This window comes from Paenarthrobacter sp. NPDC090520 (genome assembly GCF_044769205.1).
Classification (GTDB): Bacteria; Actinomycetota; Actinomycetes; order Actinomycetales; family Micrococcaceae; genus Arthrobacter.
Genome location: NZ_JBIVXM010000005.1, coordinates 226361 through 244519, shown reverse-complemented (window position 1 = coordinate 244519; position 18159 = coordinate 226361). Strand labels below are relative to the sequence as shown.

Sequence of the window (18159 nt, the reverse complement as noted above, 5' to 3'; positions counted from 1 at the left end):
AGCCTCCCCTGGCCCCGTTTCGCTACGGCCGCCGCGGTTCTGCCAACGGCCGGGGTGACGCTCCGCGCCGGAGCGCCCGACGGCTCAGCTGCGGCGCTGGAAGGCGGCCGCCCCGGGCGGGGCGGGATGGCCTTAGCGGGCCGCAAGTCGTCCCAGCAGCTGGTCCAGGCCGAAGCGCTCTTCCAGTTGTGCACGGTTCAGTTGGCCGTGGTAGTGCTCCTCAAGGAGGGGCATGAGCTCGTACTTCCAGATCCTGCGCAGGCCCGTGGGGTTCTGGGCAGCGTTCTTCATGAAGTACGACGGCCCGATCATGAGGTCCCGGTCCCAGTCGTCAATGGCCTCGTTGAGGGCATCCAGGAGGTCCGCGTTGAGGGTATCCAGCCCGCGGGCTTCGAGGAAGCGGCGCAGGGAGCCCTTGACCGGCTCCACGTTGGGGTGGAGCTCAATGAACGCAAAGCGGCGGCGGATGGCCGCATCCATCATGGCGATGGAGCGGTCCGCGGTGTTCATGGTGCCGATGATGTACAGGTTGTCCGGCAAACTGAAGGGCTCGTTGGGGCTGTACTGCAGGTAGATGCGGTCGTCCCGGTACTCGAGCAGGAAGTACAGCTCGCCGAACACCTTGGCCAGGTTGGCCCTGTTCATTTCATCAATGATGAGGAAGTACGGCTTGTGGGCGTTCTCCGGTTTGGCGGCTTCTTCGGCGAGCCTGCGCAGCGGCCCGGCGACAAGCTTGAAGGACACTTGGCCGTCGTCGGTCTTGTCCGGGCGATAGCCCTCAAAGAAATCCTCATAAGCGTACGAGGGGTGGAACTGCACCAGCTTCACGCGTTCGTCCGTGCTGTCTCCGGCGAGTTCAGCCGCGAGGTGCTTGGCCAGGTACGTCTTGCCGGTGCCGGGCGGACCGTAGAGGACCAGTTGACGGTTCTCTTCCAGGAGTTCAGCGATTTCCTTGAGCGGCTCGAGGTCCATGTGCAGCGAAGCAGCGAACTCTTCGGTCAAAGGCCGGAAGCCCTGCTGCACAACCTCGACGGCGACAGTCGGGGGCGCTTCGTCCTCGCCATCGGTTTCGGCTTCCACAGGGAGCAATTCCTGGAGCGCCTGGATGACCCGGGTGACGTCCACAATAATGCCGGGGGTGGACAGCTGACGCTGGGCGTGGCGTGGCAATTCGGTGATGGCGTAGCTGTCGTCGAACCAACGGACCTTGCGGCGGATCCGGCGGTTGTCCTCATCCGGTTCGCCCAGGACCACGCCGACGCGTACGCGGCCACCGTTTTGGTAGAGCGTGAGGTCACCGGGCTTCATGACGGTGAGGAAGGCGAAGACGGCGGTCTTGGTGTCCTCGCGCTCTACGTAGCCAAGGTGCTTGCAATCCTCGTCCACAGCATGCTGGACCACGCCGGCCGTGACTCCGGCGTCCAGGGAACGGAGGTGTTCCACATCCAGCGTGGCCTTTTCTTCGCCGAGCCATCCGGCGAGCAGGTCGGCGTTGTCGTGGTGCGTGCGCAGGAGCCATGATCGGCGGCCAGGGTCTCCCACCTTCCGCCACTGGCTCACCAGTTGGCGCGCGTACCAGTCGATCCGCTGGCCGGCCTGCTCATCCAGGTGGAGCCGGATCCGGTGGATGTCCGCAGTGATGTCTTCCTCGGTGTCGCCGTCGGCCCCGCCCACCAACGATGCGAAGGCGTCACGGATTTCCCGGCGCTCCACGTCGGCCACCACGGGCTCAAAGTAGCTGGGCCACACGAGGTACTCGATGCTGCGACGGAGGGCGGGCTGGTCCTCGGGTGTTCCAACGGCCAGTTCGTGGAACTTCAGGGGATCGGACAGTGCCTCGCTGATGGTCTCCGTGCTTTGGCTGTCCACGTGCTCCACGAAGCGGCACAGCCACACCAGGTGGTCCCAAATGGTCCAGTTGAACTCAGCCGTGCGGTCCCGGATGACGCCGTGGTCCGTCATGCCTTCATAGAGTTCTTCGGGCAGCTCAACGGCAGGCTCCACCCACGAGGCCGCCTCGGCAACACGCGCGCGCTTGACCCGGAGCGACTTGACCTCGTGGGCCAGCGGCAACGACTGCAGGAACAGCAACTCGACGGCCAGCAGCTTGGCCTCGCGGGAAGCGCCCTCGAGGTTCTGGCGCAGGTTGGTCATCATGGGCGCCTTGGAATCCGCCACTCCCCGTTCGAGCCGTTCCAGCAGTTCCCGTGCGGCGTCGGCCGTCCACGTCAGGGTCCTCCCATCCAAGGCTGACGGTCTGCCTTGGAGGGCCGGACTGAGCACGTACCACGCCGCGTCCTCGATCTCCTTGGAGATTCCGGGGGCGCGGTCAATGGCAGGCATCACGGAGGGGGTCACCATGCCAACTTACCTTGTTTGCTTTAAGTCGGCATCTGGATTTCCACAGGGTTCATTCAGCTTTTAATGCATCCCAAACCGGTAGGCAGCAGGGACGGGTTCGCCAGGACATACCTCCTCCCACAGGTCCGCGATGGCGTCCTCGCCTTCCCGCAAATCAGGGATCTCGACGCCGTCACGGAGGATCGCCGCGGCCTCGGCTCCGTGCCCGCCGCGGGCGAGCGCCAGCGCCCTGAGGAACGTCAAACGTCCGACGGCGGCACCCTCCTTGGGTGCCGACTCCGCCAGGTCCAGCGCCATGACCGGGTCTCCGTGCCGAATGCTCAGGGTGACGGCTTCCACGAGTAAGGCGATGACGGTTGAATCAGCCTCCACGCCGTTCCGCAACTCAGCGAGGCCTTCTTCGTTTTTCCCCGCAGCGAGCAGGGCCAGGCCCAAACCACGGTGAGCCAAGGCCTTCGTCCGCCTGTGGGCATGCTTGGCGCCAAGTGTCCGTTTGTACCATTCCTTGGCGCCATTGAGGTCCTGCCTGGCATGCCGCATGGTAGCCACCTGGAAGTCCGCTTCCGGGTTCCCCTGCGCTTCAAGAAGCTCCTCCCAGTCCGCGCCGGCAACAAAGGAGGGCGCGCCGTCGAACGGTTGCCCTTTCAGCAGCCCAAGCCACGGTTCCTGCTCCGCCGTGACGCTTTCCGTGACGAACGGCGTGCCGCTTTCGTCGATCCACCGCTTGCCGGTGCGCCGGCGCCGGGCGCGTTCGGCCACTCCCCAGCCGCTGCCGGTCAGCAGCATTTTCGACGGCGGCACATCGGCGTTGCTGATCGCGGCGGGAAGCATGGCCTCCAGTTCCTCGTGCGGCAGCAGTGTCTCCAGCTTCCGGCCCGCGTGTTCCACGGCAGCGTCCCAATCCTGGCCGTGTGAAATGCCCGGATCAAGGTGCCCGTTGCCATAGGCCTCCACCCAGGACCACACCGTTTCGGCGGGCATGACGAGGTGTTCGAACTGGGTCTGTGCCAGTCCCGCCTGGATTTCGGCGTAGGGGCCGGCGCCGGGGCTCAGCCACTCCTGCCATCGCTTGCCTCCCTGCCCCTGGCCCCAGACGAAAAGCTTCTTACCCCGCAACAGGCCGGTGGAGAGCATCGCGAGCCCATCGCCGTCGTCGTCAGCTGCCACTACCCAACGGCGCTCGGCCGGATCGATGTCGAAGAAGAAGTCGGCCGCGTGCGGGCTGTTGACCAGCCAGGTGCCGTCGTAGCCTTCATGGGCCGTGGGCCGGACGCGGGTGATGTCCGTGGCGTAGTCGCTGCCGAACGCCTCGTCCGCGGGCGCGATCACGCGGGTCCTTGCTGTCTCCGGGATCGCCGCGTTGCTCCACCAGTACATGGGAACGTCGTGGTCATTGGGGTTGCGGATCCGCACGGCGGCGAACAACACGGCCGAATCCTCCGGCAACCAGAGGTCCACCTGGAACACCACTTCGCGGAGCCGTTCGAATTCCCACATCCGCAGGACGTGCTTGCCGTCCGGGGTGTGGACGATCGCCGTATGCAGCGGATCGCAACTGGTGGGCGAATGGCCGCGCGTTCCGATGTTCCACTCCAAACCGCCGGCAAACCACGCCTTACGCAGCGCGATATTGGCCAGCTGCGGCGCTCCGTGGGTGTGCAGGAGCTGCTTGCCCGTGGCTTTGTCGAACAACTCCCAAATCCTGCCGCCCAGCGACGGCAGCACCGTGGCGCGCAGCTTGCTGTTTTCAAGCACGACGGCGGGAAACTCCCTGGGTGCCGCGTCCCGGTCATAGCCGTCCTGCATGAGGTATGGATAAACGTTGGGCACCAGGCCGTACCGTGCAGACGCCTGGAGCTCCTCAGGGATGCCCTCGCCCACGGTGTAGGGCTGGTCGAGTTCGGAGGCCACCACGGGCAAGGGGTTCAGGGGGCCAAGGTCCGCCATGCCCAGCGTCAGGGTTGTCACTGTGAGGTTGGATGATGCCACGTCAGTATCCAATCGTGAGGAGGAGCCCGCGGTTCGGCTCGATGGTGATGGTGGCGCCGGGCTTGTAGTGCGCGGCATTCTGGAAGCCCTCAATGGCAGGGGCGTCCATGTCCACGGACGCAAGGTGGGCGGAACCGGCGTCGAAATTCAACTGCACGTCCACAGTCTCCTCGGACCACGAAGCCAGCGCTACTACTGCCTTCCCGCCGTCCGTCCACGTGGTGGCCAGGATGTCAGCATGGCTGGTTGTGACCGGCGCCTGCGGATCCCAGTGGCCCACCATCTCCATCTGCTCCAACCCTGTCTTTGCCCAGAAGTCCCACAGGGGCCGGTTGTCCACGCGCGGCGCCCTGCCCGTCATGCCGAACACCATGCCTCGCCAGGGATTGCCGCCGTTTTCGAGCATTTCGCCCATGAGGCCGAACGGTATTCCGGACAACTCCACCAGCCAGTAGTCCGGGTCGGTTCCTTCATAGTCGAAGTACTCCCCGAGCCAGAGCCGGTCCACATAGGGCAGCTGCTCCATGTACAAGTTGGCTGACGACGCGTAGCCATCGTGGGCGGTGAATTGGTTGGCCGAATGCAGGTCGATCTCCGGGCCGTCAGTGGCGCGCTCCCGGCAGGCTGTTTCCAGCACTTTCCGGACCCGCAGCATGGTGTGCCGGTCGAAGGCGATGTCATCCAGGTAGATCCCGTCGATGCCGTCCTCGCCTTTGGACAGCTCGGCGAGGCTGCGGACGTAGAAGTTCTCCAGCCGCGAGCCACCTGTGGTGACCACCGCAATGTCATCCACGTTGGGTGCAAACCACGCGGAGACGTAACCATCCCCGGCGTGTTCCTGGAGCCAGATGTGTCCCTTACCCGGTCCGTCGCTGAACACCTCATGGTCCAGGTGGAGCATGGGCAACAGCTCAGGACTGTGGAAGGTGAGCTCCCGGACGGTGTTGTAGACCTTGGCCTTGAGTCCGTGCTTGTGGCACTCGGCTATGTAGCTGCGGAGCTTGTCCTCACTCAGCAGTGGATCGTTGATGTAAGGGGCGGGCGCCGTGGCGTGATGGATGTTGACCACCGTTGCGCCTGCTTCCGCAATCTGTTGTGGGTCCGCTGGCTCGTGGAAATACCGCTTGACCAGATGTTTGCCAGGTTCGATCGGTTTGAACGGAGTCAGGAGGAGCCGGAAATCGAAGTCGAGTGCGTGCCCGGAGTCCAGGGCGCGTGGCCCGCTGGTGGCTTTTACGGTGACAATGCCGTCCTGCGTCCGGAGCGAGACTCCCCCGGTCCCCCACGAATCCGGCTGCAGCAGCGGCTTCTCGAGGTAGAAATTGGTGTTCAGCGGCCGTTCGTAGCTCTTGTCACGGAGGGCGAGTTGCAGCCCCGCATGAGCCCCGCCCAGCCACAGCGCGTCCTGGTTCTTGCTTGCCACGTTCCACACCCAGTCCAGTTCCGCGGGTCGCTGTCCGCCCGGGATTCCCAAGCCCATGGCAAGCGGTACCGCAGCTTCATGCAATCCAAGCCGCAGCCCGACGTCGGGCAGGTCCACAGTCCCTCGTGCGCTCAACCGCAGCCCGAAGTGAACGGCACCATCCGCGTCGAGCGTTCCGGCCAGCTCCAGCGACGCCACTGTCTTGCTGCCCTGCAGGCCCGTCCACTGGCAGGTCCACGAGACCCGCGCCGGTCCCGTCACGGTGTAATCGATAGGCCCGTAGGCCCAGTCGATGGTTCCCGTTTCCAACGTCATCGCTTGCGCCAAAAGCCCGACGGCGGGACCGTCCGTTGCCGTCACGCCCGCAGTGAACGTGGAGGTCACCTGCGCCGGGAGACCCGAATCTCCCAGTTTGAGGGTCCTGCCCAGGATCCCCAACGTCCGGCGTTCTCCATCCAGCGTGACAGGGGTAAACGGGGCCACGAGCTCGGCGTCCTGGGCGATGGTCGAGTCGAGCCACGCGAGCCGCCTGAGCAGCCGCGGATCGTTGGTGGCTTCCGTGCGTTCCCTAAGATCCAAGGACACGGCCAGATGCTGCGTTCGGCCGTCGTCGTTTCGGACCGTGATGCCCGCTCTGACCACGCCGTCGGCATCATCGGGGATAGGGACGATGACGAACAACGCCTTTACTGTTCCCGCGGGGATGCTGAGGGACTTCTTCAAGGGCTTGCCGAGCCGGTCCGTTCCGTCGGTGTTGATGCAGCGCCCGTTCGCTACCTCCACCGATACGCCGTCGAGGTCCTTCAGTGCATAGACACCGAGCTGGACCACGTAATCCTCACCCGGCCCGGCCGTGCCCCGGAAGTGGCCGGTGGGTCCGTTGATGGCCCAGTGCGCGGCCAGCCCGTGCCGCATGGAGATGGGGTTGAGCCGGTCTTCGGCGAAGATGAGGAAGGCTTCGCCGGCATACTCCTGCTGAAGCTGCTCCAGTTCTGCCGCTGTCGCCGTGAAGTTCATGGGCGCAAACGAGTCACGCTCGCTGGCGGCCTCGTAACGCACTGCGTGCGCTGGTGGGAGCCGGGTTCCGTTGCTGTCCGCCCACAGGGAAACCACGACGGCGGCCGCCCAGTCGGGCGCTGCGGCCGGCCTGCGTGGGAGGTACTGCGCTTGGGGATAGTGCGCCTTTCCCAGCATCGCGTACGGCAGGTAGTACACGAAGTAGGTTCCGGGGCCATCGACGGCTTGGAAAACCAGCGTGCCGGACTCGCGCGTAGCTACTTCCGCTATGACGTTCCGGACCCTCGTCCCGGAGTGGGCGGCCACGACGATGATCTCCACACCGGCAGGGTCCTGGTCTTGTCGCCGCCAAGGAATGACCACCCTCCTGTTTTGGCCCAAGCCATCGTCCGGGACCTCCACCACGAAGCGGTGGTTGCCGTACAGGAGCTTGTCCCAGTGACCTACGCCGCACTCCATTTCCGGGTGCCCGGTAACGCGTTGGGGTACGTGTTGCCGGGTGGAGCCGATGTGCGGGGATTTGATGGATTGGGCGGGCTTGGAGGGGCGTGTTGTGGCCGGTGTGAGCGGCTCGGGCAGCGGCATCGCTGGGACTCCTGAAGGTAGCTTCCGGGGTGGTTTCACCGAGTTGGTGAATCCTTACATCATTGCCGCGCTCCGTGAAGGCTGTAAAGGGTATTGCGATGCGCGATGAGTGTCATTGGCAGAGTGTTTGACCAGCACGGATTGTGCGTAGGCTTGGTCAGTGACCATGCATGCGAATCAGCTCAGTCTTGGGCTGGCTGAAGCTGTGCGGCTGGTGCGGGGGCTCCTTCCGTCGACCGCCGCATCGGAGGTCGTGGCGGTGGAGAGTTCGGGAACGGTTAACTACCTGTACCGGATAGGACCAGGTTTGGCCGCGAGGTTTCCGATGCAAGGCACGGACGCTGCCCTGGCCCGCGAAACCCTTCTCGCGGAACACGCCGCGATGCGTGAGTTCGCCGCAGTCAGCACCGTTCCATCACCCGTGCCTGTTGCGATTGGCGAGCCGAGCGCCGATTATCCGCTGCCGTGGTCTATCCAGACCTGGATCGAGGGCGAAACTGCTACCGCGACGTCAGCGGCTTCGTCGACAGCCTTTGCGCTGGACCTCGCGGCGCTCATCGCGAGCCTTCGGCAGGCCGACACGAAGGGCCGTTCATTCTCCGGTGGGGGCCGCGGAGGCGAACTGGTCACCCATGATGGGTGGGTGGCACAGTGCCTCCGACGGAGCGAGGGACTCCTGCCGGTTGACCGGCTCCGCCTGGCTTGGTCCTCGCTGAGGCTCCTGCCTCGTCATGGTGACGACGTCATGTCCCACAAGGACCTCATTCCCGGAAATGTGGTCGTGGGCGCCGACTGCCTCGCGGGTATCCTCGACACCGGTGGCTTCGGCCCCGCCGACCCTGCACTGGACCTCGTTGCCGCTTGGCACATGCTCGACTCCAGCAGAAGGAACGTCCTGCGCACGACCCTCGCCATCGGGGACCTCGAATGGAGACGAGGCGCCGCTTGGGCCTTCGAACAAGCTATCGGGCTCGTCTGGTACTACGCCGACACGAATCCTGCGATGAGCGCACTCGGCCGGAGCACCCTGGAACGGCTCCTCGCCGATCCCACGTTGGCCCTGTAGAGACACGCTGTCCCGGTCAAGAGTGCTCCGTGGGACGCCCCGGCCTATCGTCCCTGCGCAGCCCCAATCATGGCAGGCCAAGCCTCACGCCCGCGACTGCAGATTGACGGCATTCACCGCGGCCCTCGCTGCGCGCACTGTCTCGCGGTCTGTCACGGAATAGGCTGTGGGATCCGCGCCGTCCTGGCTCCCGAGGGAAATGGCGGAGTCGGCGAGCGTGGACACAGTCCTCTTGGCGGACAAGTGCACCGCGGAGAGACCTGCCGCATGCATGGCGGGGATGTCCGAGAGCTTGAGCCCTCCCCCGGCCATGATCTCGATGGCCCCAGCGGAACGTTCAACCAGTTGTGCCAGGGTGGGCAGGCCCTCCCCGGCCGTTGGCTCGTGTCCGGACGTGAGGACGCGGGTGAACCCGAGCTCCAGGAGTTGCTCCAGGGCACGGAGAGGATCGCGGGATTGATCGATGGCACGGTGGAAGGTTATCCCGGCCTCCGGCTTGGTCTGCCGGGCCACGTCCACCAGTTTGGCCGTCACGGGAACGTCCACTTCGTCGTCGCGGGTCAGCGCCCCCACCACAACGCCGTCAGCTCCCAGGGCCAGCAGGTGCCTGACTTCGTGAACCATGGTGTCCACCTCCGAGGCGGAATAGTGGAAATCGCCGGGCCGGCACCGGACCAGGGCATGGATTCCCAGGCGACCGTCCACATGTTCCATGCTTGACTCCAGGAGGCCCTGGCTTGGAGTAAGGCCACCGAGTTCCAGGCCGCTGCACAGTTCGATCCTGTCGGCGCCTTCCGCGGCTGACGTTCCTGCGCCCGCAGCGCTTGTCACGGCGATCTCAAGTTTCATGCTGAAACTCTACGTGGACCCGGGTTTGGGCACACCAAAGGCCCCTGAGAAGCATCTCCCAGAGGCCTTAGGTGCAAACCAAGGTGGTTCAGGCCTGGTAGGCCGCGAGCTTCGCCTTTTGCTCCGGAGTGAGCCTCAAGACCCGTCCGTTCTCTTCAGCCACGAAAGCCAGGTGCGTGCTCGCTTTGACGCACTCCTCACGGGTTACGGGATCCTTGATGACGTAGTGGAGATCGAAACTGGCTCCCTTAACGGCGCCCACCCAGATTTCCACGACTGCCGGGATGTTGCGGTATTCCAAGGTTCGGACGTAGCGGACCTTGTGCTCGACGACGAGGGTCATGACGCCTTCGCCAACATCGTTGAACAAGGCGGCGGGCGGCTCCGTGCCCGGCAAACCGGCGCCTGCGGGCGGACCGAAAGCCGCGATGCGGGCTTCCTCCAGCATGCGCACGATCTGCACGTTATTGATGTGGCCGTAGGCATCCATGTCACCCCAGCGCATGGGCACCAAGACCTCGATGCGCTGGGGTGCCACCGACGATTCCGCGGACGCGGGTGCCGTTTGCGTGCTCAGCTGTGCACCGCCGTCGAATCGTCCACAGTGGTTTCGCCCGCATCCTCACCAGCAAACTGGGACATGTAGAGGCGGTAGTACGCGCCCTGCAGGGCCAGCAACTGGTTGTGGTTGCCCTGCTCCACGATCTGGCCGTTCTCCATCACCAGGATGGTGTCGGCATCGCGGATGGTGGAAAGGCGGTGGGCGATCACGAAGCTGGTGCGGTCCGTGCGAAGGGCAGCCATGGCCTTCTGCAGCAACAGTTCGGTACGGGTATCAACGGAGCTCGTCGCTTCGTCGAGGATCAACAAGGATGGATCGGAAACGAACGCACGTGCGATGGTGATGAGCTGCTTCTCACCGGCGCTGACGTTGTTGCCCTCTTCGTCGATGATTGTCTGGTACCCGTCCGGAAGCGCACGGACAAAGCGGTCCACGTAGGTGGCCTTTGCCGCCTCCATGACCTGTTCCTCTGTCGCATCCAGGTTGCCGTACTTGATGTTGTCGTAGATGGTGCCCCCGAAGAGCCACGCATCCTGCAGCACCATGCCCACCTTCGAGCGGAGCTCGGCCCGGCTGAGATCCTTGACGTCCACGCCATCCAAGGTGATCCGCCCTGCGTTGAGCTCGTAGAAACGCATCACCAGGTTGACCAAGGTGGTCTTGCCAGCCCCGGTCGGTCCCACGATTGCCACCGTATGACCCGGCTCAGCGCTGAAGGAGAGGTCCTCGATCAGCGGCTTGTCCTCGACGTAGCTGAAGTACACCTTCTCGAATTCCACGTGTCCGTCTGTCTTGGCCGGCAAGTGCTTGGTGCCGGTTTCCTGGACTTCCTCCTCGGCATCCAGGAACTCGAAGACGCGCTCTGCCGAAGCCACGCCCGACTGCAGCATGTTGGCCATGCCCGCGATTTGGCCCAGCGGCTGGGTGAATTCGCGCGAGTACTGGATGAAGGCCGTGGCATCGCCGAGGCTCATGGAACCTGAGGCGACGCGCAGGCCACCGACGACGGCGATGCCCACGTAGGACAGGTACGAGACAAAGTTCATGGCCGGGAAGATGATGCCGGAAACGAACTGTGCACCGAATGAGGCTTTGTACAGTTCCTCGTTCTTTTCATCGAAGCGGACCAGCATGTCTGCATCGCGGCCGAAGACCTTCACCAGGTCATGGCCGGAGAACGACTCCTCGATCTGGCCGTTCAAGGCACCCGTGTTCTTCCACTGCGCGGCGAAGAGCTTCTGGCTCCTGGCACCGATCACGCCGGCCATGACTCCGGAGAGCGGCAGCGCGATCAAGGCGATCAGCGCAAGCTCCCAGGACACAATGAACATCATCACGATGATGCCCAGCACGGTCAGTACCGAACTGACCAGCTGCGCGAATGCCTGCTGGAGGCCCTGCTGGACGTTGTCCACATCATTGGTGACACGGGACAGGATGTCGCCCCGCTGGCGGGTGTCGAAGTAGTTCAGCGGGAGCCGGTTGAGCTTGGCCTGGACTTCGTCGCGGAGGTTCCTGATGACCCGCATGACGATCCGGTTCAGCAGCCATCCCTGGGCCCACAGGAAGATGTTGGCCACGAAGTACATGAGCAGGACGATCGAAATCAGGAATGTCAGCTTCGAGAAATCGATGCCGTTGGTCAGGGTCATTTTGGAGACCATGTCCGCGAAGTTGTCCTGGCCCTGCTGGCGCATGAGGTCCGCGAACTGCTCCGGGGTCACACCTGGCGGTATCTGCTTGCCAATGACGCCACCGAAGATGACGTCCATGGCGCTGCCGAGGACCTTGGGAGCGATGACGTTGAGGACCACGGAAACCACCACGAGTCCGATGACGATCAACACACCAACCCGTTCGGGCTTGAGCAGGCCCATGAGACGCTTGGCGGAAGGCCAGAAAGCCTTGGCCTTCTTGGCCGGCACATCGCCGAACATTCCGCCGTCGGCCTCTGTGGGGACGTACTCTTCCTCGACGAAGTCCTCATCTTCAAGGGCCTCTGTGGCTACGTCAGCGGCAGCCTCGGCCTTGGCGGCTTTGGCGGCTTCCGCCTTGGCAGCCCAGCCACGCTTCTTTTGCTGGTTCTGCTCGGTCATGCCACTTCCTCCACGCTCAGCTGGGATTCAACGATTTCCTGGTAGGTGGGTGAGGTTTCCAGGAGTTCGTCGTGGGTACCCCTGTCAACGATCCGCCCGTTGTCGAGGACGAGGATCTCGTCGGCGTCGCGGATGGTGGAGACGCGCTGGGCGACGATGATCACCGTGGAGTCGCGGGTCTTGGCCTTCAGCGCCTTGCGCAGCCGGGCGTCGGTAGCGACGTCCAGTGCCGAGAACGAGTCATCGAAGACATAAACGTTGGGCTTGGTCACCAAGGCGCGTGCGATGCAGAGGCGCTGCCGCTGGCCACCGGAGACGTTGGTGCCGCCCTGCGCGATACGGCGGTTGAGGCCTGCCGATTTCTCCTCCACGAAGCCTTTGGCCTGCGCGGTTTCGAGTGCCTCCCAGAGTTCCTCGTCCGTGGCCTCGGTCTTGCCGAAACGGAGGTTGTGCTCGATGGTGCCGGAAAACAAGTACGGCTTCTGGGGAACGGCGGCCACACGGCTGCTGATCTCCGACGCATCCAGTTGGGTGACAGGGACGCCGTCGAGCAGAACTTCACCGGAGGCGACGTCGTAAAGCCGCGGCAGCAGCGAAACCAGGGTGGTCTTGCCTGCGCCGGTGGACCCAATAATGGCCAGTGTCTTGCCGGGTTCGGCTTTGAAGGAGATGTTGCTCAGCACGGGAGCCTCGGCGCCCGGGTACTTGAAGGTAACGTCGCGGAACTCCACGCGACCGGCTTTTTCGGCCGGCACCACCGGGGTGGTGGGGTTATGGATGGAAGGCTCGACGTCGAGTACCTCGCCGATGCGGTCCGCACACACCGAAGCGCGGGGAATCATCATGGCCATGAAGGTACCCATCATGACGGCGATCAGGATCTGCAGCAGGTACTGGAGGAACGCGGTCAAGGCTCCCACCTGCATGTCTCCGGAATCGACGCGCTGGCCACCAAACCAGAGCACGGCGGCGGTTGAGAGGTGGAGGATCATGCCGATGGCCGGGAACATGAGGACGAACAGGTTGCCGATCTTCACGGACACGGCCGTGAGGTCCTGGTTGGCCTCGCCGAAGCGCTTTGCCTCATACGGCTCCCGAACTAAAGCCCGGACCACGCGGATACCGATGATCTGCTCGCGCAGCACGCCGTTGATGGCGTCGATCTTGGCCTGCATGGACCGGAAGAGCGGCATCAGGCGAACCACCAGGTAACCGACCACCGCCACGAGGACGGGCACGGAGACCCACACGAGCCATGACAGGCTGACGTCTTCCTGGACGGCCATGATGATGCCGCCCACGCACATGATGGGCGTGGAGACCATGAAGTTCAGGCCCATGAGGACCAGCATCTGGACTTGCTGGACATCGTTGGTGCCGCGGGTGATCAGGGTTGGAGCGCCAAATTTGTTGACGTCCTGGGCGGAAAAGCTGCTGACTTGGCGGAAAACGCCCCGGCGGAGGTCGCGGCCAATGGCCATGGCCGTCCGGGCTCCGAAGTAGACGGCCGCGATGGCAGTGAGTACCTGGGCGAGGGCGACAGCGAGCATCAGCGCGCCGGTCCGCCAGATGAAGTCGGTATCGCCGCGGGAAACTCCCTCGTCAATGATTTTGGCGTTGAGGCTGGGAAGGTAGAGCGTTGCGATGGTGGACGCCAACTGGAAGATGAGGACGGCCACGATTTGCGGCAAATACGGCTTGGAGTAGCGCCGTATAAGGGTGACAAGCATGCCCACGGATCCTTAAGGAGAGAGTGCGTGAATGAGTTAAGTAAGTTCTAGCAGCAGGCGCTGACAGTATTAGCCTCCCCACTCTACGAGGTCAGTTGCCTATGCGAAACAACCTCCGGAAAAGATCATCCCAGCGGAGTACCAGCAGCGACACTCTGGTGTAGATGGCGCTAGCCAAGCATCCCGAGGTACTTCGGGCGGCATTTCATCGCATGGATCAGCTCTTCACTACCGTCGTCCCAGACCAGTACTACGAGTTCCAGCAGTCGCCCGTGCGTATCAAAGCCGAGGCGAAGGAACCTGCGTGGGTCCTCATCATCCAAAGGGACTGACACCAGCGGCCAAGTCGCCGCCTCGATCGCGTCAGCGGAGCTGATACCGTGCTTGCGTGCGGAACGGCGGACATTCACGCCGCGTGCGACCAGGCGGCCAGGGCGGCACGGATGGCTTCGGATCGGTTGAGGTGTTCGCGCTCGGCTCTTGCCATCACAGCTGCCAACTCGTCCACCGTCAGGCGTACCGGAATGACCTGAGATGCCTCCGCCCCCCGGGCAGGGCGCCCCATCCGCGCCTTCAACTCCTCAAGGTCGTAGCCAGCTTCGGCCTCCTCCACCCATTCGTCGATCTCAGACTCCGAGACTTCCCGTCCGCGCATTTTGCGTTCCATGCAAAGAATCGTATTACGAATATCTTCTGGTGACCACAGCGACCGACGGCTGCGACCCAAAGACAAAAGGCACTGGCAGGAATCCCGGCCAGCGCCTTTTGTCGCGCCCTTGTTCAATTCCCGTCTCAGCGAGGTGGGGAAAGCGAGCAGGAAAGGCAGGTTGGCAGACTTAGCCTGCGTGCTTGCCGTGGTCCGTTTTGGCTTCGACGCCCTGCAGGAGCATCAGGGCCATGCGTTCCTGCTGCCGGCGTTCGCGCTTGAGTTCCTTGCGCAGGGCCCTCAGCTCATCGGCGGTCCTGGCTTGCTGCTCGGCGACGCCCTGCTGCTCGCGGAGCCGGGCCTGGAGTTCCACGTTCGCCCGGCTGAGCTGGAGCTGTTGTTCCGCCAGGACGTACTGGGTCCGTGACAGTTGCTCCTGGAGTTCCTTCACGTCGGTCGCCGCATGGGGCCGTTCCTGGGTCAGGATCCTGGCGAACTCAAGGTCGAGGTCCTCCGACGAGCGGTCCCCCGGTGCCGAACGCCGCGCGCTTTCCCCGGACCCGCCCTGCCGGGGACCGGAATCCTGAACCGAGCCGGAAGCAAGGTGCCGTTCGGCATCGAGGCGGGTGCCGGCGTCGTGCGATTCACCAGCGCCGGACGGCACTGCGTCCAGGGACGTCGTGTCCAAGGACATCGCTGCCTCACCGGACGCGGTGGCGATGAGTTCCTTTTCCGGGGCCGCGTCGACGGTCCGGCGGAGGGGGCGTTCCTTGATCAGGAGAACGGCCAGGAGGGCAACCACGCTGATGACGGCAGAGATCATGAAGATCTGGGCAGTGGCGTCACCGTAGGCGGCACGCATGATGTCGCGGATCGGGGCGGGCATGTCGGCCAGGTCCATGCTGGCACCGGAGGAACCACCCTGCACGGGGATTCCGGCGGCGGCCAGTCCTTCGACCGCCAGGTCCTTCACGTGGTTGGACATGATTGCGCCCAGGACGGAGACACCGATCGCGCCACCCACCGAGCGGAAGAATGCCACCGAAGCACTGGCCGTTCCAATGTCCTTGGCCTGCACGGTGTTCTGCACGGCAAGCACCAGGTTCTGCATGAGCATGCCCAGGCCAAGGCCGAACACGCCGGTGTAGATCGCAACGATCCACAGTTCAGTGGTGTGGTCCATGGTGCCGGCGAAAGCGAGCCCGCCGATCAGCAGGACGCTACCGGCGATGAGGAACCTCTTCCACTTGCCGAAGCGGCTGATCAGGATACCCGAGGCCACCGAGCCCACGAGGTTTCCGGCGATCATCGGGAGCGTCAAGAGGCCGGCCTCCGTAGGCGTGGCGCCACGTGAAACCTGGAAGTACTGGCCAAGGAACGTGGATGAACCGAACATCGCGATGCCAACGGCAACGGAAGCCAGGATGGCCAGGGCAGTGGTGCGCTCCGAGATGATCTTCAGGGGAATGATCGGCTGGGACACCTTGGTCTCAACGAACACCAGGAGCGCCAGGAGGGCCACACCGCCGCCCACCATCAGGGCGGACTGCCAGGACACCCAGTCGTAGTACTCCGGGTTGCCGGCGAAGGAAACCCAGATGAGGAGGAGGCTCACGCCGGTGGTCAGCAGGATGGCACCCAGCCAGTCGATCTTCGCCGGACGCTTGATGTGCTCGATCTTCAGCGTGATCTGGAGCAGGATGAGCGCAATCACGGCCAGCGGAACGCAGACGAAGAATGTCCAGCGCCAGCCGAGGGGGCTGTCCACGATGAAGCCACCAAGCAGCGGGCCACCGGCGGTGCCAACAGCCATGACAGCACCCATGTAGCCCGAGTATTTTCCGCGGTCCCGCGGCGGAATCATGGAGCCGATGATGGCCTGGGCCAGTGCCGTGAGGCCACCCATGGCCACGCCCTGGACCACGCGGGCGGTCAGCAACAGCGGAATTGTCTCTGACAAACCTGCCATGACCGAGCCCGCAACGAAGATGATGATGCTGAGCTGCACCAGGAGCTTCTTGTTAAAGAGGTCCGCGAGCTTGCCCCAGATGGGCGTGGTGGCCGCGTTGGCGAGCAGGGCCGCGGTGATGACCCAGGCGAAGTCGGTCTGCGTGCCCTTGAGCTCGGACATGATGGTGGGGAGGGCGTTCGCCACGATGGTGCTGCTCAGGATCGCGGTAAAGAACGCTGCAAGGAGGCCCGTCAAAGCCTCCATGATCTGGCGGTGGGTCATGGGCGCTGCGGCGCCCACGTGCCCTGGCGCTGCGGTTTGGACTGCTGGTTTGGCCATGCGTGGCTCCTAAACTGTGAGTTTCGTCGTTGTGGAACCGGCCGCCGTTGCCCGGATTGAGTCTTTGAGGGACGTGCTGAGCTTCTCCAGCACCCTGGATGCTTCAAGCGCATCTGCTTCGCTCCAGTCCGCGAGGTAGTCCCGCAACCGGACGCTCCGCTGCTCTTCGAATTCGCGGAGTTTGGCTGTGCCGCTCTCCGTCAGTGCGAGGAGCTGCGCCCTGCCGTCTGCCGGATCAGGCCGCCTCATGACGAAGCCCAGGTCCTCCAGCTCCGCGATGTGGCGGCTCAGGACGGGCGCGCTGACGCCCAGCTTGGCCGCCAGGTGGGTGGCACGGGTCTCCCCCTCGCCAATGAACCGCATGACACCTTGGACAGCCATTCCGACGTCGGGAACGCGGGCCAGGTGGGCGGTCACCACACAGCGCAGAGTCCGCTGCAGGTCGAAAATTTGATGCACAAGATCGGTTGCCGTGGCTGAACCGACGGACATGGAAAACACCCCTTTTTTGTTTGCCTAAAGCAACCATACACAAGAATGATTGCTTTGGGAAACTAAAGAAGGGTCAGGAGGCGTCCTCGGTCAGCTCCCGCGCCACGGAAATGACTTCCTCCACCCGTCTGGGCCGGTGCACACCCGGCGGGACCACGGCAACGAGCTTGTTCTCCGGCAGCTTGTCCTCAATGGGAACCAACGCCACCCGGGCGCCTGTATAGAGGGACTCGATCCCGGGCCACACGTTCGTCACCGAATACGCCCTGCCACTGGCCACAATCCCGCGGATGGTCTGAGCCACCACGCTCCGCCACCGCACCTTGGGCTCGATCCCCGCCGAATGGAACATGGCAATGACGCGCTCCGCGCTGGGTGGTACGTCAAAGAGGACTACGTCCTCCTCCGCCAGATCGGCGAAGCTGAGCGATCTCCGCTGCGCCAGCGGATGGTCCGCCGCCAGCATGAACTGCGGGCGGGATGCTGCCACCGTGAGGATTTCGACGCCGGGAACCGCCTGGAGCGAATAGATGAACGCCACGTCCAGCTCACCCTCCCCCACAGCCCGTTGGAGTTCTTCGGCATTGCCCTCCACGAAGTCGAGTTCCACGTCCGGCCACCGCGCGGCGAAGACACGGATCAGTTCCGGAATCAACCGTGGCGAGATCGCGATCATGCAACCAATCGACACACGGCCGCGCATGTCCTCATGGGAGCCGTGAAGCGCGCCATGGAGTTCCGCGGTTTCCCGCAGGATGCGTCGCGCGCGGACACCCAGTTCCATTCCCGCCGGCGTGGGTTCCACCCGCTTGGCGCGCGTACGGATCAGCAGGTCCAACCCCAGGCTCTTCTCCAACTGGGCGATGGCCATGGAGGCCGCAGCCTGGGAAATGTTGGATTCGCTGGCGGCCTTGGTCAACGAGCCGTGGTCCAGGACGGCCACGAAGTACTCCAGCTGCCGCAGCGTAAACTCACCCATCAGTTCTCCTTATGAACTTCTTAGAATTGATTGATTATACAAGTGACGTGGTGCGGACCACACTGGAAGAAAGA

13 protein-coding genes are annotated in these 18159 nt (G+C 63.9%); 2 read left to right on the top strand and 11 right to left on the bottom strand.

From position 1 onward, the window contains the following. Positions 1-132: 132 nt before the first annotated feature. Genes ACIQTZ_RS08910 through ACIQTZ_RS08900 form a run of 3 tightly spaced genes read right to left on the bottom strand, consistent with a single transcriptional unit; the run spans position 133 to position 7375 of the window. The gene (locus tag ACIQTZ_RS08910; protein ID WP_400334251.1) at positions 133-2361 is read right to left on the bottom strand and encodes an McrB family protein; all 2229 of its coding nucleotides are present in this window, start codon (positions 2359-2361) and stop codon (positions 133-135) included. A gap of 60 nt (positions 2362-2421) precedes the next feature. Beyond that, complete coding sequence (locus ACIQTZ_RS08905) at positions 2422-4350, bottom strand: DUF5107 domain-containing protein (RefSeq protein ID WP_402979602.1); 1929 nt, start codon at positions 4348-4350, stop codon at positions 2422-2424. 1 nt (position 4351) lies between these two features. Further along, positions 4352-7375, bottom strand: a complete 3024-nt coding sequence (locus ACIQTZ_RS08900) for a glycoside hydrolase domain-containing protein (RefSeq protein ID WP_402979599.1) — start codon at positions 7373-7375, stop codon at positions 4352-4354. A gap of 166 nt (positions 7376-7541) precedes the next feature. On the opposite strand from ACIQTZ_RS08900, the gene ACIQTZ_RS08895 reads away from it, so the two are divergent. Further along, a complete protein-coding gene (locus ACIQTZ_RS08895; protein ID WP_402979717.1) occupies positions 7542-8441 on the top strand; it encodes a phosphotransferase in 900 nt (299 codons plus the stop codon). Positions 8442-8525: 84 nt separating this feature from the next. Here ACIQTZ_RS08895 and ACIQTZ_RS08890 read toward each other — a convergent pair whose 3' ends face one another. The 4 genes from ACIQTZ_RS08890 to ACIQTZ_RS08875 form a co-directional block, all read right to left on the bottom strand. Continuing rightward, positions 8526-9290 (bottom strand): copper homeostasis protein CutC, encoded by a 765-nt coding sequence (locus ACIQTZ_RS08890; RefSeq protein WP_402979596.1) that lies wholly within the window; start codon positions 9288-9290, stop codon positions 8526-8528. An 88-nt stretch (positions 9291-9378) separates the two neighbouring features. Next, positions 9379-9795 (bottom strand): acyl-CoA thioesterase, encoded by a 417-nt coding sequence (locus ACIQTZ_RS08885; protein WP_402979714.1) that lies wholly within the window; start codon positions 9793-9795, stop codon positions 9379-9381. Positions 9796-9863: 68 nt separating this feature from the next. After that, on the bottom strand, positions 9864-11948 hold the full coding sequence (locus tag ACIQTZ_RS08880; RefSeq protein ID WP_402979593.1) for an ABC transporter ATP-binding protein: 2085 nt from the start codon (positions 11946-11948) through the stop codon (positions 9864-9866). Further along, complete coding sequence (locus tag ACIQTZ_RS08875) at positions 11945-13678, bottom strand: ABC transporter ATP-binding protein (RefSeq protein WP_402979590.1); 1734 nt, start codon at positions 13676-13678, stop codon at positions 11945-11947. Before ACIQTZ_RS08875 ends, ACIQTZ_RS08880 begins: the two co-directional genes overlap by 4 nt. Positions 13679-13842: 164 nt before the next feature. On the opposite strand from ACIQTZ_RS08875, the gene ACIQTZ_RS08870 reads away from it, so the two are divergent. Further along, positions 13843-14010 (top strand): hypothetical protein, encoded by a 168-nt coding sequence (locus ACIQTZ_RS08870; RefSeq protein WP_402948933.1) that lies wholly within the window; start codon positions 13843-13845, stop codon positions 14008-14010. A 74-nt stretch (positions 14011-14084) separates the two neighbouring features. Here ACIQTZ_RS08870 and ACIQTZ_RS08865 read toward each other — a convergent pair whose 3' ends face one another. The 4 genes from ACIQTZ_RS08865 to ACIQTZ_RS08850 form a co-directional block, all read right to left on the bottom strand. Then, positions 14085-14345 carry a ribbon-helix-helix protein, CopG family gene (locus ACIQTZ_RS08865; RefSeq protein WP_400334233.1) on the bottom strand — a complete coding sequence of 87 codons (261 nt, stop codon included), beginning with the start codon at positions 14343-14345 and terminating at the stop codon, positions 14085-14087. 169 nt (positions 14346-14514) lie between these two features. Continuing rightward, entirely contained in the window at positions 14515-16614 is a 2100-nt protein-coding gene (locus ACIQTZ_RS08860; RefSeq protein ID WP_400334230.1) for an MFS transporter, read from the bottom strand. Between the two features lie 9 nt (positions 16615-16623). Then, positions 16624-17106 (bottom strand): MarR family winged helix-turn-helix transcriptional regulator, encoded by a 483-nt coding sequence (locus ACIQTZ_RS08855; RefSeq protein WP_400334227.1) that lies wholly within the window; start codon positions 17104-17106, stop codon positions 16624-16626. A 73-nt stretch (positions 17107-17179) separates the two neighbouring features. Continuing rightward, entirely contained in the window at positions 17180-18085 is a 906-nt protein-coding gene (locus ACIQTZ_RS08850) for a LysR family transcriptional regulator (protein WP_400334224.1), read from the bottom strand. Between the last annotated feature and the right edge of the window lie 74 nt (positions 18086-18159).

Excerpts from the sequence above, each read along its gene's own strand:
- ACIQTZ_RS08895 (WP_402979717.1), top strand. The coding sequence starts at position 7,542 with ATGCATGCGAATCAGCTCAGTCTTGGGCTGGCTGAAGCTGTGCGGCTG.
- ACIQTZ_RS08890 (WP_402979596.1), bottom strand. The coding sequence starts at position 9,290 with ATGAAACTTGAGATCGCCGTGACAAGCGCTGCGGGCGCAGGAACGTCA.
- ACIQTZ_RS08875 (WP_402979590.1), bottom strand. The coding sequence starts at position 13,678 with ATGCTTGTCACCCTTATACGGCGCTACTCCAAGCCGTATTTGCCGCAA.
- ACIQTZ_RS08885 (WP_402979714.1), bottom strand. The coding sequence starts at position 9,795 with ATGCGCTGGGGTGACATGGATGCCTACGGCCACATCAATAACGTGCAG.
- ACIQTZ_RS08865 (WP_400334233.1), bottom strand. The coding sequence starts at position 14,345 with ATGGAACGCAAAATGCGCGGACGGGAAGTCTCGGAGTCTGAGATCGAC.
- ACIQTZ_RS08910 (WP_400334251.1), bottom strand. The coding sequence starts at position 2,361 with ATGGTGACCCCCTCCGTGATGCCTGCCATTGACCGCGCCCCCGGAATC.
- ACIQTZ_RS08850 (WP_400334224.1), bottom strand. The coding sequence starts at position 18,085 with ATGGGTGAGTTTACGCTGCGGCAGCTGGAGTACTTCGTGGCCGTCCTG.
- ACIQTZ_RS08855 (WP_400334227.1), bottom strand. The coding sequence starts at position 17,106 with ATGTCCGTCGGTTCAGCCACGGCAACCGATCTTGTGCATCAAATTTTC.
- ACIQTZ_RS08860 (WP_400334230.1), bottom strand. The coding sequence starts at position 16,614 with ATGGCCAAACCAGCAGTCCAAACCGCAGCGCCAGGGCACGTGGGCGCC.
- ACIQTZ_RS08900 (WP_402979599.1), bottom strand. The coding sequence starts at position 7,375 with ATGCCGCTGCCCGAGCCGCTCACACCGGCCACAACACGCCCCTCCAAG.
- ACIQTZ_RS08880 (WP_402979593.1), bottom strand. The coding sequence starts at position 11,948 with ATGACCGAGCAGAACCAGCAAAAGAAGCGTGGCTGGGCTGCCAAGGCG.
- ACIQTZ_RS08870 (WP_402948933.1), top strand. The coding sequence starts at position 13,843 with ATGGCGCTAGCCAAGCATCCCGAGGTACTTCGGGCGGCATTTCATCGC.